Origin of the sequence: Geobacillus sp. B4113_201601 (assembly GCF_001587475.1) — a bacterium.
Lineage (GTDB): Bacteria > Bacillota > Bacilli > Bacillales > Anoxybacillaceae > Geobacillus > Geobacillus icigianus.
In genome coordinates this window covers 17,087-34,343 of the sequence record NZ_LQYX01000048.1, presented here as the reverse complement: position 1 = coordinate 34,343, position 17,257 = coordinate 17,087, and the positions used below count along the sequence as shown (strand labels likewise).

The following is a 17,257-nucleotide window of genomic DNA, read 5'->3' as shown; positions in this document are numbered from 1 at the left end:
CCGTCGAATCCTTTTTCATTATATACATCCGCGTATTGCGACAAATAGAGTTGAATCGCCTTGACATCTTCGTCGGAGATGCGGTCGATTACGCTTTTAAGGCTCGTAAACTGATCATTCGTGTCAAGCATGTCGCGATGGCCGATTTCAATAAACCCTCGCGCCCCGCTCACCGCATAGAGCAGATCCTCCTGAGCGGTCAAATGGTGGATCGAATGTTCATCCACGCGCTTCTTATAATACTCCTCCGCAAACGCCTTCAACTCCGCAGGGGGGAGGGAGTAGATGGCGTTGTCATTTTGCACGGACTTAATCTTGAATTTTTCTTCTATTTCCATCCGGAACTCTTGATCTATATACGCTAAATGATAAACACTTGGAGGTGCATCGTTAATCACATAGACTTGATCAAACTTTTTCGCAATGAGCTCGAGCATTTGTGAATGATTGCCGCCTAGCGAATGGCCGAGTCCAATGGCTTGGAGTTTAATAGTCGCTCCTCTCTGTTTTAATTCCTCGTTAATTTTTTGGGTCACTATTTTATCAAAACTCAACGCGCTGCTATATTGTTTTTTGCTTTGCCCCTCAAAAATTCCAAAAATATTATAGGCCCAATCAAGCGGCTTCCATGTATCTTGTTCCCGCTTTTCACTTCCACGGGCGATCGTATATTTTTGGTTAATCCCTTGCTTCTCGTCATAAAAATGAATAATCGTGCCATCAAAGCCGAAATCCTGTCCCTTTTTAAAATCATCTGAATGGTAGACTTTAATATAAGCGGGCGGTTCCTTTCCCGTCTCTTCGATATAAATGCGGCGAATTTCCGCTTCTGTCAAATTTGCATATTCTAACGCCATGATTCTCGCTCGCAACAGATCGGTATTTAACACGAGTTTTTGCGACATAGCACTTCCCTCCCTTAATCATAAAACTTAATGGATTTCATCAACATTTTGGCTGTCTTTTCTTCTTCCTTCACATTTACTTGGCAACTTTTCTCAGAATCATTACCCCTCACTCTATATATAAATAAAATTCCTTGATGGCTATCTTTTGATTTAATATAGCTAAAAAACGAATATACGATATTATGTTTATAGTCCACCGAAATGTCTTTTTGCTTTTTGGCAAAGTAAATAGTTTTGTCATTATATTTTTGTGTCATATATGAACCGTTATAATTCGCATAGCCACCAGAGGATAATAAAAATAAATTGGTTTCAATATCCTCCATGTGCTCACCTCGTTCATATTGAAGATCTATAGAATACCGTAAATTTTCCTCTTTATTGTCCCATCCAATAGTCAATGCTTCAAAATCCTTTCCATGTTTTTCATACAGCCATTCTGCCACTACAGCGTCCTTCGGAAACCACATCGTATAGCCGCCTGTTTTTGATTTAAATAAGTAATACCCGTCCTTCACTTCCTTCGTCGATGCCATAAACTCGCGCGTATACTCATCTTGAAACGCTACCGTATTCGGCCATTTCTTCGGTTGTTCTTTTCCATCCATGTGACATCCTCCCGCCAGTATGAGTGCTGATAACCATAATGCTTGCCAACGGTTTCTCAATGGCTCCATTCCTTTCTTCTCTATCCTCTACTCCCATCTCAAATCAAAGATATTAGCGATCTGCTCCTCTTTTTCAACCAACTGTTCAACCGATTGTTTGATGGAAGCGATGAGCTCTCTCCCTTTGGCCATCTCCCCTTCGTAGTACGCCAACATTCCTTCAAACCCATCGGCAATCATTGGGTCCAGCGGCGGAATCGACTCGTGCACCTCAATCCGGCGCAGTACGTATACTTGTTGCGCGTCATAGGTAAAAGATCCCAACAAATGCTGGTAGGCGCTCGGGTTTTGTTCCATGTCTTCAATGTTTCTCATGAGGTCCCGCTTTCGCCTCTCAAAATCTTCGACATACTCTTGCACATAAAGTTGTTTCATCTCGCGCAGCACCGCCTCTTTTTCCTCCATGATCCGCATCCCTTTCTGGTACATGCGCACCGCCAATGACAAGTTCAGGCGGATCTCTTCCGTCCCAACCCGTTGGATCAGAATCATATTCCCGTCCTCATCATACGCTCTCCCTTTCGACCGAGCGAGGGCGTTGATCACTTCATGCAGCGAATGCGCCTGGATGCTCGTGATCGCTGCCTGCCGTACCGAGGACGCCTGTTGGTTGATCGCTTGAAGCCGCGCGATGAGATCCGTAATATAGTGTTGAATGGCTTGGAATGTCGTCCATAGCTTCATCCAAACGAACGGATCACTCCAGGCGAAAGGACCTCTGAGCACCAACCAAACCCCGTCGTCCCGCAGGTCGTGCAGACGCTGCTCGAGCGCATCGACATCTTGCTCGATCTTGTTCCCTTCTTGCCAAATGGCCTCTTTTTGTTCTAGGGTCAGAAAGCCGGCATCGACGAACGCTTGCAGAATCGCCTCTTTCTGTCGCTTCCATATCTTGATATGTTGTAACAACTCCGGGATTTTCCCTTTCATGTCCCCTACCATATCGCTCGCTTTTTCCACGATGTCCGGCGCGTTCCCTACATAATCGCCCACTTCATAGGATTCCAGCGACTCGAGCCATTCGAGATCGACCCCGGTCATCGCCTGCACGACCCCGTCGAATCCTTTTTCATTATATACATCCGCGTATTGCGACAAATAGAGTTGAATCGCCTTGACATCTTCGTCGGGGATGCGGTCGATTACGCTTTTAAGGCTCGTAAACGGGTCGTTCGTATCGATAAAGTCACGGCTGCCTATATCGATAAACCCGCGCACCCCGCTCACCGCATAGAGCAGATCCTCCTGAGCCGTCAAATGGTGGATCGAATGTTCATCCACGCGTTTTTTATAATATTCCTCCGCAAACGCCTTCAACTTCGCAGGGGGGAGGGAGTAGATGTCTTCGTAGTGTCCAACACTTAAATTAAATTTCATAGCTAATTGCGCCCAAAAATATGGGTCAATCGTCGCTAATTGATAGTAGTTAGGTGGAGCATCGTTAATCACGTATACTTTATCATATCTATTCTTTGTGATCTGTATTGTCACATTTAAATTTCCCCCTAATGAATGTCCTAACCCGATCTTACTTAATTTAATTTTACTTCGGTATTGTTTCATTTTATCATTGATTTTCTTTGTAACAATTTGATCAAACCTCATTGCAGCATCATACTGACTTGCACTTTTCCCAACAAAAATTCCGAAAGCGTTATATAACCAATCGAGAGGCTTCCATGTCTCTTTTTCTTGTACTTCACTTCCTCTTGTAATTGTATAAGCTTCGTTAACTCCTTTTTTCTCATCATAAAAATGAATCACTGTTCCATCGAAACCAGAGTTAATGTCAATAAAATCTTTCAAATCATCGGATCTATAGATAGCTATTCGTACTGGCGGTTCTTTCCCTGTTTCTTCAATATATATTCTCCTAATTTCTCTTTCAATTTCTTTTGCGGAAAGATTTTGGTACTCTATATCCATGATCCTTGCACATAATATATCTGTATTTAGAACATTTAAATTTTGCACGAATTACCTCTCCTCCTCTCTGTTTACGGATGAAATTTAATTGACTTCATTAACATTTTTGCCCGTTCTTCCTCTTGTTCCATGTTTATACCGCATTGATGTTTCACATCTTTACACTTTACAGCATATATAAAACGAACTGCTTGATGACTATGGTTTGACTTAATATACCCGAAAAAATAATAGATTTCGTCACTTCCTTTGCTAGAAAGTGTTTGTTTGTTTTTTCCAAAATAAATTGCATTATCGCTTGAGTTAAATTTTTTGTACTTTCCTTCATAGTGAACATATGTAGATAATAATTCTAAATTTACATCGATGTTTTCAGTTATCTTTGCATCTTCATATGTTACTCTCACATAATCATCTATATGCTCATCTTCCCTTCCCCCTCCCAAATGGATAGATTCATAATATTTTTTATGTCTCTCATAAAACATGTGATCGATTTTTGCATCCTTCGGAAACCACATCGTATAGCCGCCTGTTTTTGATTTAAATAAGTAATACCCGTCCTTGACTTCCTTCGTCGACACGAGAAATTTTCGCGTAAACTCATCTTGAAACGCTACCGTATTCGGCCATTTCCTTGGTTGTTCTTTTCCATCCATGTGACATCCTCCCGCCAGTATGAGTGCTGATAACCATAATGCTAGCCAACGGCTTCTCAATAGTACCAATTCCTTTCCATTGTTATCCATACTCCCCTATACGTATCATATGACGGTCCAACATGAGATAAAAAGTGACATTTTATCTATTTTTAGTATAGAAAGAACTGTGAATTTCGTCTGATTTTTGAGGGGGGGATAAAGGGGATTTTGATGATGTATAAAATTTTGTGTAAAGCATTGTGCTAGAAGGCCGGTGAAAGACCGCTGATTCCTTTGATTTCATGTAAAATTCGGGCTCTTTTAAATTCGTCTACATTACTTTTGATTAAAAAGCCATAATTAGCAAGAACCTTTGCAGTATCATCAAGCTCATCACATCCCGATCGGAGAACATTTTTAATCTTATTAGCATGGGGTTGTGGAACACGTAAAAATGCCCCCGTATAAGTATTACATATATAAAGATCCCCATTCTCTTCATGGGAAAGAATATTAAATCGCGATGCTACCCATCTATCATTCACATCTGATTTTACCTCTTTGGGAATAGTAGAAAACGGCTCCATTTTTACCTCTCCTATAATCAAGGGGGGGTGTCCCAAAAGGATCGGGATACCCTCTTTCGTTGCTATATACGTGCTGACTGCTTCTGCCGCACGATATGTTGTGCCTATCTTGAAGGCAGACAACCTTTTGGGTCAGCCTCCGATGACAAAAGAATATGATCAGCATCCTCCGCAGTTTGTGTTAGTCGGTGCAAAAGAAAGAAGAACGTCTTCTGCTGTTGGATTCAAGACATCGAAGCCTTTACTAATAATTTGAATCATTTCCCGATTCATGAAATTCACCTCCTTTCAATTCATTGTCTGACTGCTGTATATGTCTCTGTATATACTCAGCTACTGTATATGGGGGAGGTACATGTCCATAATCTACTTTTTCTCCGGTTGCAGTTATCCATGCATTTCCACTAGGAAATACAACTTTATGTCCAAAACTGATCAGCTTTTTAGCATTGTATTGTGTAACTTTTGCATCCCACATGTTTGGCCCATATTTGGGAAAAAGACAACAGGTCTTGGAGAGCATAAAACCAGCATGGTTAACAAATTATCAGCTACTCCGTTTGCACACTTCGCTAAAGTATTAGCAGTACAAGGCAAAATGATGAAAATATCCGCCCAGTCATGTAAAAAGGAATGAGGAACTCTATTTCGTGTATACTCCTTTGGAAAATCGTACATATCCTGATACGCAGGAGCATCAGCGTGCGCCGCCAAAAAATTGACATCAATAAATTTCTGAACGTTCGATGTACAAACTAGTCTAATGTTAGCATCTAGTTTTTCTCTAAAAACTCGTAAATACATAGGTAGTTCAACAACTCCTGAAGAACCTGTAACGCCAACTAATATATTCAAGCTTAACACCTCCTTTACATTACAGTTTCTCTTGGCGCACCTTTTCTCTCATTAATTAATAACGAACATAAACTAGTAACTATACCCAAAGCACCTGCAATGAAGAAAAGATATTTTATATTGAAATAATCAACACTGACCCCAAAAATAAACTGGGCTACTGGCGTTGAAAGCATTGAAATTGCCATCATAATACTATTCACTCTTCCTAATAAATGAATAGGCACAGAACGTTGAACAAAAGTAGGTATAAGGACTCCTATAAAACCAGTCATTAAGCCAATTACGAAAACGAAAATTAGAATAATCAAAAAGTGTTGGGTGAAACATAGTGCGGCAATACCAGCAGCTTGTAAAAGAAAAGAGAAATATATAACCTTCAATTCAACCTTCTGAATGCTATTAACTGAAAAGATTAAACCAGTTAACAAACTTCCCATTGACATCGATGAATATATATATCCTAAATACTTAGCATCATCACTAACATTTTTAGCTAAAAAAGGGAACAGTACATTAACCCCGTTTGCTCCAATATTTACAAAAAACATAGTTATCACCAAATAAAAAAACATTTTTTGTCTATTCAAAAAACTAAAACCGAGTCGTAAATCCGAAAAGTAAGAAGTGTTGTCATTATTGTCGTTCATATTTTCAAGATGACTATTTTTAGAATCAATAAACAAAATGAAAAAAGTTGAAAATACATATAAGATAGACATGGCGATCAAAGAACGTTCGATTGAGATTGATTCAACCATCCAAGCGGCGATTAAAGGACCCAAAATGATCGTTGTTCTTACAACAGTGAAGTATTGACTATTGAGACGACTTAAATATTCAGTAGCGACTAATCTTGGCTTTATTGATTCTGAGGCTGACCAATAAAAAGCATCAATCGCTCCAAACAAAACGGAGACCATTATGAGAATGACAAAAGAGACAGTATGATCCCATAACAGAATAGCCAAAACTAACACAATGATTGCCCTTATTATGTCTGACAACCACAGAAACAACTTTGCCCCTATTCGATCAATAACCGGTCCGCAAAGAAGCCCAGCAATAAATCTCGACAAACCTAAGGAAAATAAAACTGCTCCCATCAAAAAACCTGATTGTAAAACGTCAGCAATATACCAAGCTATAACAACACTGTATATGATGTCCCCCAAGTTGGAAAGAAACGTTGCTATGCAAAATTTTGTAGCGTTCAAAATGATCCCCCTTAAAAAGATTGAGACTAGGCATGTCATGCACTTGTGAAACAGAACAAAAATTCGTTGAAGCGCTTCCTGTGCTTCGGCAAATCCTCGCAACGTTCGCCCTGCCCATTTCTCATTAAAATCTTGGATCGTCAAATACACGACTTTTTCCGCGGCTTCTAAACTGCTCAAACGGTTCATCCAATTCTATTCTAAAAATAAAAAACAACAAAAACTATTCCTGAAAATTAGACAATTTTCTACAAATTATGAGATGGAGAGGCGCAGTTTTCCTGAATGCGTCAAGACGTCTTGATCACCGCCAGCCATTCAGCGCCCTTTTGCCTCCATCAAAAACAACAGGCGCCCCCTCCGTTAGGGACGCCTGTTTCTGTTATTTTTTCAAATTGTAAAACGAGCGGATGCCCTGGTAAATGGCCGTGTGGCCGAGCTCGTCCTCAATGCGAAGCAATTGGTTGTATTTCGCGACGCGGTCCGTGCGCGACGGTGCTCCGGTTTTGATTTGGCCGGCGTTTGTCGCCACCGCGATGTCGGCGATCGTGCTGTCTTCCGTTTCGCCGGAGCGGTGCGAGATGACCGCCGTGTAGCCGGCGCGTTTCGCCATTTCGATGGCATCGAACGTTTCGGTCAGCGTGCCGATTTGGTTGACTTTAATTAAGATCGAGTTGCCGACGCCTTTTTCAATGCCTTCCGCCAATTTTTTCGTGTTCGTCACGAACAAATCGTCGCCGACGAGCTGCACTTTGCGGCCGAGCCGCTCGGTGAGCAGTTTATGGCCTTCCCAGTCGTTTTCATCGAGCCCGTCTTCGATCGAGATGATCGGATATTTCGAGACGAGCTCTTCATACCAAGCGACCATTTCTTCTGACGTTTTGACGACGCCTTCGCCTTCGAGGTGGTATTTGCCGTCTTCTTTGTTGTACAGCTCGGACGACGCGACGTCCATCGCGAGCATCACTTGTTCGCCCGGTTTGTAGCCGGCTTTTTCGATCGCTTCGATGATCGTTTGCAGCGCTTCTTCGTTCGATTTCAAGTTCGGGGCAAATCCGCCTTCGTCACCGACAGCGGTATTGTAGCCTTTCGCTTTTAGCACCGCTTTTAAGCTGTGGAAAATTTCCGCCCCCATGCGCAGCGCTTCGCGGAAGTTTTCCGCGCCGACCGGCATGATCATGAATTCTTGAATATCAACGTTGTTGTCCGCATGCGCGCCGCCGTTTAAAATGTTCATCATCGGCACCGGCAGCGTTTTGGCGTTAAAGCCGCCCAAGTATTGGTACAGCGGCAGGCCGAGTTCGTCCGCTGCCGCGCGGGCGACGGCGAGCGACACGCCTAAAATGGCGTTCGCGCCAAGTTTCCCTTTGTTTTCCGTGCCATCAAGTTCAATCAACGCGCGGTCGATCGCCACTTGGTCGGTGACTTCTAAGCCGATGATCTCCGGTGCGATCACTTCGTTGACGTTCTCCACCGCTTTTAATACCCCTTTGCCGAGGTAGCGGTTTTTGTCGCCGTCACGCAGTTCAACGGCTTCATATTCCCCGGTTGAGGCGCCGCTTGGCACGAGCGCGCGGCCGAAGCCGCCTTCTTCCGTATATACTTCTACTTCTACGGTTGGGTTGCCGCGCGAATCGAGCACTTCACGCGCATACACATCAATAATCGCAGACATATCGACACTCTCCTTTTCGATGTTGGTTATTTCAAGATTAACGTGTTTCCGGTCATTTCTTTCGGCTGCGGCAAGCCAAGCAAATCGAGCATCGTCGGCGCCAAATCGCCTAAAATGCCGTCTTTGCGCAGCTCGATGCCGTGTTTAGTGACAATCACCGGCACCGGATTCGTCGTATGGGCCGTTTGCGGCTTGCCATCTGGCGTCAACACTTCATCAGCGTTGCCGTGGTCGGCGGTAATGATCGCGATGCCGCCTTTGGCCAAAATGGCATCGACCACTTTGCCGAGGCACTCATCAACGGCTTCCACCGCTTTGATCGTCGGTTCGAGTTTGCCCGAATGGCCAACCATATCCGGGTTCGCGTAGTTCAAGATGATCGCATCGTACTTATCAGCCGCAATCTCTTTCAGCAGCGCGTCCGTCACTTCATAGGCGCTCATTTCCGGCTTTAGGTCGTACGTTGCCACTTTCGGCGAGTTGATCAAAATCCGGTCTTCGCCCGGAAACTTCTCTTCGCGGCCGCCGCTCATGAAAAACGTCACGTGCGGATATTTTTCCGTCTCGGCGATGCGCAATTGGCGCAAGCCGTGCTGCGACAACACTTCGCCAAGCGTGTTGTCAAGGTTCGTCGGCTTGAACGCCACGTACCCTTTCACCGTTTCACTGAAATGCGTCAAGCAGACAAAGAACAAATGCTTCGGATGCTTTGGCCCCCGGTCAAACTCACGAAAATCTTCGTTCGTGAACGTGTTTGAAATTTGGATCGCCCGGTCGGGGCGGAAATTATAGAAGATGATCGCGTCGTTGTCTTGAATCGTCGCCACCGGCTGGCCGTCTTCACGGACGATGACCGACGGCAGGACGAATTCGTCGTAAATGCCATGCTTATAGGAGTCTTCAATGCATTCAAGCGGATCGCGGTACGTCGGGCCTTCGCCGTACACCATGGCCCGATACGCTTTTTCCACGCGGTCCCACCGCTTGTCGCGGTCCATCGAGTAGTAGCGGCCCGATAACGTTGCGATTTCGCCGACGCCGTATTCCTTGATTTTTTCTTGCAGTTCTTTGATGTATTGCGGCGCCGTTTGCGGGCCGACGTCGCGGCCGTCCAAAAAGCCGTGGATGTACACGCGCTTCACGCCTTCTTTCGCCGCTAGGTGCAAAAGAGCGTACAAATGGTGAATATGGCTGTGCACCCCGCCGTCGGAAAGCAAGCCGAACAAATGCAAGCTCGTCCCATGCTGCTTCACATGGTTCATCGCCGCCAAAAACGTTTCATTGCGGTCAAACTCGCCTTCGCGAATGGCGATGTTCACCCGCGTCAAGCTTTGGTAGACGATGCGGCCGGCGCCGATGTTCAAATGTCCGACCTCCGAGTTGCCCATTTGCCCTTCCGGCAGCCCGACCGCCTCGCCGCACGCTTTCAATGTCGCGTGCGGATACTCGTTCCAATAGCGGTCAAAGTTCGGCTTTTTCGCTTGGGCGACCGCATTGCCGTACGTCTCCTCGCGCAGCGCAAACCCGTCCAAAATGATGAGGGCAACCGGTTTTTTACTCATGGCGCCCCACCTCCACCAATTGCAGGAACAAAGCCGGCTCGAGGCTCGCGCCGCCGACTAACGCGCCATCAATATGCTCTTGCGCCAGAAAATCGCGGATGTTGTCCGGCTTGACGCTGCCGCCGTATTGGATGCGGATCGCTTCTGCCGCTTCCGGGCCAAACAAGCGCGAGACGACCGAACGAATATGGCCGCAAACCTCATTCGCGTCTTCGGCGGTTGACGATTTGCCGGTGCCGATCGCCCAAATCGGCTCATAGGCGATAACCGCTTGCTTCACTTGGTCCGGCGTCAATCCCGCGAGCGCTTTTTCCACTTGTGAAGCGACGACGGCGTTCGTCTGCCCAGCTTCCCGTTCTTCGAGCGTCTCTCCGCAGCAAATAATCGGTATAAGCCCACGGGTGAAGGCCGCCAACACTTTTTTGTTCACCGTCTCATCCGTCTCGGCAAACATTTGCCGGCGCTCGGAATGGCCGAGGATGACATACGTAACGCCGATGTCTTTGAGCATGACCGGGCTCACTTCGCCGGTGTACGCCCCTTGGTCGGCAAAATGCATGTTTTGCGCCCCGATTTGCAAATCGGTGCCGTTTGTATTTTGCACTAACCGCTCTAAAAACAAAAACGGCGCACAAATGACAGAATCGACTTCCGCCTTGGGCGGTATCTGCCCTTTCACTTCCTCGACAAACTGAACAGCTTCCGCCAACGTTTTATGCATTTTCCAGTTGCCTGCAATGATCGGTTTTCTCATCGTTCACCTTTCCTTTCGCTAAGCGGCGTCCGCCGCCATTCGCCCCATTGGGCGCGATCGGTCATTTATCGTTTAACGCCACGACCCCGGGCAGCTGCTTGCCTTCCATAAACTCAAGCGAGGCGCCGCCGCCCGTGGAAATATGATCCATTTTTTCCGCCAAGCCGAATTTTTCCACCGCCGCCGCTGAGTCCCCGCCGCCGATGACCGAATACGTGTCGGTCGCTTCCGCCAATGCTTGGGCAACCGCTTTTGTCCCTTGGGCGAACGTCTCCATTTCAAAGACGCCCATCGGGCCGTTCCAAACGACAAGCTTGGACTGGCGAATGACATCGCGGTACCATTCGCGCGTTTTTGGCCCGATGTCAAGCGCCTCCCAATCGCTTGGGATCGCGTCGATCGGCACGACTTTCGTATTGGCGTCGTTGGCGAACCGATCCGCAACGACAACGTCAACCGGCATGTAAAAACGGACGCCTTTTTCTTTTGCTTTTTCCATAAACGATTTCGCCAGCTCGATTTTATCTTCTTCAAGCAGCGACTTGCCGACGTCATGGCCGAGCGCTTTCACGAACGTATACGCCAGCCCGCCGCCGATGATCAAGTTGTCGACTTTATCGAGCAAGTTGTCGATGACGCCGATTTTGTCTTTCACTTTCGCGCCGCCGATAATCGCCGTAAACGGGCGATCCGGATTCGAGAGCGCCTTGCCGAGCACTTCGAGTTCTTTTTCCATCAAAAAGCCAGCGACCGCCGGCAAGTGATGGGCGATCCCTTCCGTTGACGCGTGAGCGCGGTGGGCGGCGCCGAACGCATCGTTGACATACAGATCGGCCAACCCGGCCAACGCTTTGGCCAGCTCGGGATCGTTTTTCTCTTCGCCCGGTTCAAAGCGGACGTTCTCAAGCAAGAGTACATCGCCTTCTTGCAAGCGGGCAACCGCCGCGTTCACCTCATCGCCGACGACGTGATCCGTTTTCGCGACCGGGCGCCCAAGCAATTCGCCAAGCCGTTTAGCGACTGCATCGAGACGAAGCTCCTCGACGACTTTTCCTTTCGGGCGGCCGAGGTGGCTCGCCAAAATGACTTTCGCTCCGTTTTCGATCAAATAGCGAATCGTCGGGAGTGCGGCGCGAATGCGCGTATCATCGGTGATCGCGCCCTCTTCCATCGGCACGTTAAAATCGACGCGGCAAAAGACGCGTTTTCCTCTCACCTCAACATCGCGAATCGTCTTCTTGTTCATCGTTCGTGCCCCCTTTTGACTGCAGTTTCGACAAAGGAAAAGGAGAGGGGATCATTTCCCCGCTCCCCTCTATTTTCCTATTATAGACTTGAATGAATGAAAAACTCAATGCCGAGCCGGTCTTACAGCCCTTTGGAGGCAATGTAGGCGGCCAGATCTACGACGCGATGCGAATAGCCCGTTTCGTTGTCGTACCACGAAACGACTTTGACCATTTTGCCTTCAATGACCATCGTCGACAGCGCATCGATCGTCGATGACGCCGGGTTGCCGTTGTAGTCGCGCGAAACAAGCGGCTCTTCGCTGTAAGCCAAAATGCCTTTCAGCTCGCCCTCGGCTGCTGCTTTCAATGCCGCGTTCACTTCTTCGACCGTCACTTCTTTTTCCAGCTCAGCGACCAAGTCAACGACCGATACGTTCGGCGTTGGCACGCGCATCGCCATGCCGTTCAATTTGCCTTTCAATTCCGGCAAAACAAGGGCAACAGCCTTGGCGGCACCCGTCGTCGTCGGGATGATCGATTCTGCCGCCGCGCGGGCCCGGCGCAAATCTTTATGCGGCAAGTCCAAAATTTGTTGGTCGTTCGTATACGAGTGAACGGTCGTCATCATGCCGCGGACGATGCCGAATTTTTCGTGCAGCACTTTCGCAAACGGCGCCAAGCAGTTCGTCGTGCACGAAGCGTTCGAGATGACATGATGGGTCTGCGGATCGTATTTGTCTTGGTTGACGCCCATGACGATCGTGATGTCTTCGTTTTTCGCCGGAGCGGAAATGATCACTTTTTTCGCGCCCGCTTCCAAATGTTTCGCGGCGTCTTCGCGTTTCGTGAAGCGGCCGGTCGATTCGACGACGATGTCAACACCGATTTCGCCCCAGGCCAATTGCGCTGGATCACGTTCCGCTTTGACGATGATTTCTTTGCCGTTGACGACCAAGTTGTTGCCGTTCACTGACACTTCCGCGTCAAGCTGACCATGGACGGAGTCATATTTTAACAAATGCGCCAACGTATTGGCGTCCGTTAAATCGTTGACCGCCACCACTTCGATGTTCGGGTTTTTCAATGCCGCGCGGAACACGTTGCGCCCGATGCGGCCAAATCCGTTAATCCCAACTTTTACTGCCATGTCGTTCTCCTCCTTGAGATTTAAAATATCGGCAAGGGAGAAATCTCCCCTACTAACGCTTTTGCGGCTCCTTCGTCCGTCACCAAGAGCGAACGCGGGGCCTGTTTCATGTAGGCGCGAATGGCTTTGGCTTTCGACGCCCCTCCGGCAACGGCAATGACATGCTCGACATGCGGGAGATGTTCCAGTTGAATGCCGACCGTTTTCACTTTATGCACGACGTCGCCGCGTTCGTTGAAATAATAACCAAACGCTTCGGCGACCGCATGGCGGTCGATAATGGTTTCCATCTCGGCAGGCCGTGTGTTCCGCCGCTTGGCCATCGTCAACGCTTCACCGATGCCGTGGACGACCATGCGGCACGATTGGATGAGCTCCAACACTTCTTTCACTGCCGGCTCTTCGACAAGCGAGGCGTACGCTTCATCGCTCAAGTGGTCAGGGACATGAAGAAGGCGGTAACGGCCAGTGGCTTTTTCCGCCATTTTGGCGCAAATGGTGTTGGCTTGATTCTCCACGTCTTCGCCAAGCCCGCCGCGCGCCGGCACGAACAGCACGTCATGCAGCTTCGCATCCGGCGTCATCATCTCCGCGACCGCCGCCATCGTCGTTCCGCCAGCCACGGCGACAATATCTCCGGGCCGGAGCTGTTCTTTCATGCAGGCGACGCACGCTCTTCCCATTTCTTTTTTTACCCAAGGAGAACGGTCGCTATCCCCCGCCACCACGACGACACGGGCAATATTCAGCCGCTGCTGCAGCGCCATCTCCAGCTCTTTGAGCCCGAGCGCCTCCCGCATAAAATCATTGAGCGTTTGCAGGAGCTCGCGGCCTTCCTCCGTCAGCCGCATCCCCGACACATCGGCCGAAAGCAAGTTTTGCCCTTTTAAAAACTCCGTTTCCGACCGGAGCACCCGCTCGCTCATACCGAGGCTCGCTGCCAGCGCCCGCCGCCCGATCGGCGCCATAAGGGAAATCGAATGCAGAATCTCGTACCGTTTTTGCATAATTTCAAGCAAATCAGGCAATAATTTTTTTTGCGCCTCTAATAACGATCGCATCGGCTCTTTCTCCTCGGTTTGACATAGGGACGTTATATGTCCCGGTGTGACATATTATGTCCCACCACTTCATAAAAAATTCCTCCCGCGCCATGTCCATTATAACAGGAGGCGGCGGGGCGTTCAACTGTTTTGCGCCGCCCGCAACCGTTTTCTCACTGTTTCTTTTTCAATCATTCCATAGGCGATTGTCTCGCCGCTGAGTTCCACGACGGGAATCATCAGCTGGTATTTTTCGAGCAGCGCATCATCTTGATAAATATCGATTTCTTCGATCGTAAAGGCCATGTCCGCCTGCAGCTCCATCAACACCGCTTTGGCTTTTTCACAAAGCGGGCAGTTGGTTTTCGTATACAAACGAATGTGCATGAGCTTCTCCCCTTCTTCCATCTTATTCATGATTTACAAGTTCGTGTATTGTTTCCGCTTCGCCGAGGACGGAATGCGCAGCTGCTCGCGGTACTTCGTCACCGTTCGCCGCGAGATGGCGATGCCGTGCCGTTCGTGAAGCAAATCGGCGAGCTGCTGGTCGGAAAGCGGTGCTTGCGGGTCTTCGGCGGCGATCAGCTCTTGGATGATCGCTTTCACTTGGGTCGACGAAGCGGCCTCATCTGTCGCCTCGGCGGTAGCGGCGCTCGAAAAAAAGCGGCGCAGCTCGACCGTGCCGAACGGCGTTTGCGCATATTTATAGCGCACCGCGCGGCTCACCGTCGATTCATGCACCCCCAGTTCCTCGGCCACCTCGCGCATCGTCATCGGTTTGAGCGCGGACAGCCCGAATTCGAAGCACGGGCGCTGCCGTTCCACGATGACCGCCATTAGCTGAAGCAGCGTCTGCTTGCGCTGTTCCAGACTTTTCGCGAGCCACGCAAACTGCCGATATTTTTCTTTGATAAACTGTTCGGCCTGCCGGTCGCCGGAGGCGGCAATGCGCTGCTCGTACTCCCGGTTCCACCCGAGCTCCGGATGGATGTCGTCATTGTAGGCGACCACCCAGTCTCCATCCGCCCCCCTGGCGACGATCACATCCGGCACTACTAAAGGCGGTTTGTCGCTCGAATAGTGAATGCCCGGCCGCGGCTCGAGCGAGCGAATGAGCTCAAAGACGCGCTGCAGTTCGCCAAGACCGACGCCAAGCTGCTTGGCCAACGTTTTCCACGACTTTTCCGCAAAGGGGACAAAATGGCAGCGGACGATCGTTTCCGCCAGCTCGTCGCGCTCTGGAAGGCGTTCGAGCTGCAAACGAAGGCACTCGGCCAAATCACGCGCCCCGACTCCCGGTGGGTCGAGCGACTGAACGAGGCGCAGTCCCCGCTCCATCTCTTGTTCTGACGCAGAAAATTGCGCCGCCAGCTCAACGAGCGGGACACGCAAATAGCCGTCCTCATCAAGCGAAGCGATGAGACAACGAACGATGCGCTCATCCCGATCGGCCAGCTTGAGCGAAGGCAGCTGTGAAAGCAAATGGCCGACGAGCGTCTCCTGCCGGGCCCCGATGTTCTCCAGCCACTGCTTTTGATCCCGTTCCGTCCGATGGGCCCGCTGCCGCCCCCGGCTGCGGCGAATTTCCAAAAACGGGTTTTCCAGCGACCGCTCATATAAAAACGCTTCCAAATCCACCGCGGAATACTGAAGCAGTTCAATCGCCTGCACAAGTTCCTTTGTCAGCGCCAACTGCAGCCGCTGCTCCTGCCTTAACTCCGCCCTCATCGTCACGCCCCCTTTTCTTTTATTGTACACGACGGGAAGGGGAGGAGGTAGGAGAAATTTTTGACGGTCCTTCCGCGCAGTACACACGTTGAAAAAAACTCTCATCAAAAGTTGTACTTGCCTTCGGATTCTATCGTTTTTTTCGGGATTCCCAAAAAATGAAAAACGACCGCAAACGCGGTCGTATCAAGGGATTTGGGAATCTCAATCCGAACTTGTCGGATAATTGGAACGCCCTCGGCAGGATTCGAACCCACGCTAAGAGAACCGGAATCTCTCGTGCTATCCACTACACTACGAGGGCATGTTGTCAAATTTGTTTTTCCGTTCCGTTGCATGTTCCATTATAGCATGATTCGTAAAAAATGCAAGAGGAAAAATGAAATAAACAAAAAGGAATCATTGGAAACGCGTGCTAGCACTTCGTTTGTTGCGCGGCTCGATCCTCTGGCACGAAGGCGCGCCATCGCGCATGGCACATGCGGCGATTAAAAAAAGAAAAAAGCGGTTATGATGAAAAGAGGGATGACGACCGCTGTTCGCGAATATGTATGGTGAAGGAGAAGGCGTTTTGTTTGACCTTCATTGACCATTCATGTATGATGAAAACGTACATATCGATTGGTTGACTAGGAAAAGGAGGCGTTTGGCATGTATTTAATTCCTACCGTTATTGAGCAAACTAACCGCGGGGAGCGGGCGTATGACATTTACTCGCGGCTGTTGAAAGACCGCATTATTTTCCTCGGCAGCCCGATCGACGATCAAGTGGCCAACTCGATCGTCTCGCAGCTGTTGTTTTTGGCGGCGGAAGACCCGGACAAAGACATTTCCTTGTACATCAATAGCCCGGGCGGCTCGATCACAGCCGGCTTAGCCATTTACGACACGATGCAGTTCATCAAGCCGGATGTCTCGACGATTTGCATCGGCATGGCCGCTTCCATGGGGGCGTTTTTGCTGGCCGCTGGCGCAAAAGGGAAACGATTCGCTCTGCCGAACAGCGAAGTCATGATTCACCAGCCGCTCGGCGGCGCTCAAGGGCAGGCGACGGAAATCGAGATCGCGGCGAAGCGCATTTTGTTCCTGCGCGACAAATTGAACCGCATCTTATCGGAAAACACCGGCCAGCCGCTCGAAGTAATCGAGCGCGATACCGACCGCGACAACTTCATGACGGCGCAAAAAGCGCAGGAATACGGCATTATCGACCGCGTGTTGACGCGCGCTGATGAAAAATAATGCCGGTTCCGCATCAAAAGGGTGTCCCGCGATGTGTTGGGACACCCTTTCGTCTTGTCAGCGCTTCCCTTGATG

At 49.0% G+C, this 17,257-nt stretch carries 16 protein-coding genes and 1 tRNA gene; 1 reads left to right on the top strand and 16 read right to left on the bottom strand.

Annotation, left to right across the window (positions count from 1 at the left end; genetic code table 11):
* From B4113_RS20420 to B4113_RS07620, 16 genes are all read right to left on the bottom strand, one after another.
* A partial coding sequence (locus B4113_RS20420) for a DUF6792 domain-containing protein (RefSeq protein WP_369802237.1) occupies window positions 1–905 on the bottom strand: 905 nt, incomplete at its 3' end.
* A gap of 14 nt (window positions 906–919) precedes the next feature.
* Entirely contained in the window at window positions 920–1,516 is a 597-nt protein-coding gene (locus tag B4113_RS07690) for a hypothetical protein (RefSeq protein WP_033843093.1), read from the bottom strand.
* A gap of 87 nt (window positions 1,517–1,603) precedes the next feature.
* Entirely contained in the window at window positions 1,604–3,550 is a 1,947-nt protein-coding gene (locus B4113_RS07685) for a DUF6792 domain-containing protein (RefSeq protein WP_061912390.1), read from the bottom strand.
* Window positions 3,551–3,573: 23 nt separating this feature from the next.
* The gene (locus tag B4113_RS07680) at window positions 3,574–4,161 is read right to left on the bottom strand and encodes a hypothetical protein (protein ID WP_061912393.1); all 588 of its coding nucleotides are present in this window, start codon (window positions 4,159–4,161) and stop codon (window positions 3,574–3,576) included.
* A 245-nt stretch (window positions 4,162–4,406) separates the two neighbouring features.
* Entirely contained in the window at window positions 4,407–4,730 is a 324-nt protein-coding gene (locus B4113_RS07675) for a hypothetical protein (RefSeq protein ID WP_033843090.1), read from the bottom strand.
* Between the two features lie 435 nt (window positions 4,731–5,165).
* The gene (locus B4113_RS07670; RefSeq protein WP_033843089.1) at window positions 5,166–5,585 is read right to left on the bottom strand and encodes a flavoprotein; all 420 of its coding nucleotides are present in this window, start codon (window positions 5,583–5,585) and stop codon (window positions 5,166–5,168) included.
* A gap of 14 nt (window positions 5,586–5,599) precedes the next feature.
* The gene (locus B4113_RS07665) at window positions 5,600–6,991 is read right to left on the bottom strand and encodes an MFS transporter (protein WP_369802234.1); all 1,392 of its coding nucleotides are present in this window, start codon (window positions 6,989–6,991) and stop codon (window positions 5,600–5,602) included.
* Between the two features lie 193 nt (window positions 6,992–7,184).
* Window positions 7,185–8,477, bottom strand: a complete 1,293-nt coding sequence (gene eno / locus B4113_RS07660; protein ID WP_033843088.1) for a phosphopyruvate hydratase — start codon at window positions 8,475–8,477, stop codon at window positions 7,185–7,187.
* 26 nt (window positions 8,478–8,503) lie between these two features.
* Complete coding sequence (gene gpmI / locus B4113_RS07655) at window positions 8,504–10,039, bottom strand: 2,3-bisphosphoglycerate-independent phosphoglycerate mutase (RefSeq protein WP_033843087.1); 1,536 nt, start codon at window positions 10,037–10,039, stop codon at window positions 8,504–8,506.
* The gene (gene tpiA, locus B4113_RS07650) at window positions 10,032–10,793 is read right to left on the bottom strand and encodes a triose-phosphate isomerase (protein WP_061912389.1); all 762 of its coding nucleotides are present in this window, start codon (window positions 10,791–10,793) and stop codon (window positions 10,032–10,034) included. Before tpiA ends, gpmI begins: the two co-directional genes overlap by 8 nt.
* A gap of 61 nt (window positions 10,794–10,854) precedes the next feature.
* Window positions 10,855–12,039, bottom strand: a complete 1,185-nt coding sequence (gene pgk, locus B4113_RS07645; protein WP_061912388.1) for a phosphoglycerate kinase — start codon at window positions 12,037–12,039, stop codon at window positions 10,855–10,857.
* Window positions 12,040–12,161: 122 nt separating this feature from the next.
* Window positions 12,162–13,169: a type I glyceraldehyde-3-phosphate dehydrogenase gene (gap, locus tag B4113_RS07640; RefSeq protein ID WP_061912387.1), complete on the bottom strand. Its 1,008-nt coding sequence runs from the start codon at window positions 13,167–13,169 to the stop codon at window positions 12,162–12,164.
* Window positions 13,170–13,189: 20 nt separating this feature from the next.
* Complete coding sequence (locus B4113_RS07635) at window positions 13,190–14,230, bottom strand: sugar-binding transcriptional regulator (RefSeq protein ID WP_061912386.1); 1,041 nt, start codon at window positions 14,228–14,230, stop codon at window positions 13,190–13,192.
* Between the two features lie 123 nt (window positions 14,231–14,353).
* Window positions 14,354–14,599 carry a glutaredoxin family protein gene (locus B4113_RS07630; protein WP_061912385.1) on the bottom strand — a complete coding sequence of 82 codons (246 nt, stop codon included), beginning with the start codon at window positions 14,597–14,599 and terminating at the stop codon, window positions 14,354–14,356.
* Between the two features lie 33 nt (window positions 14,600–14,632).
* A complete protein-coding gene (gene rpoN / locus B4113_RS07625) occupies window positions 14,633–15,940 on the bottom strand; it encodes an RNA polymerase factor sigma-54 (protein WP_061912384.1) in 1,308 nt (435 codons plus the stop codon).
* Between the two features lie 232 nt (window positions 15,941–16,172).
* Window positions 16,173–16,244 (bottom strand) — tRNA-Arg (locus tag B4113_RS07620).
* A gap of 347 nt (window positions 16,245–16,591) precedes the next feature.
* On the opposite strand from B4113_RS07620, the gene clpP reads away from it, so the two are divergent.
* Window positions 16,592–17,182: an ATP-dependent Clp endopeptidase proteolytic subunit ClpP gene (clpP, locus tag B4113_RS07615; RefSeq protein WP_033021504.1), complete on the top strand. Its 591-nt coding sequence runs from the start codon at window positions 16,592–16,594 to the stop codon at window positions 17,180–17,182.
* Window positions 17,183–17,257: the final 75 nt, after the last annotated feature.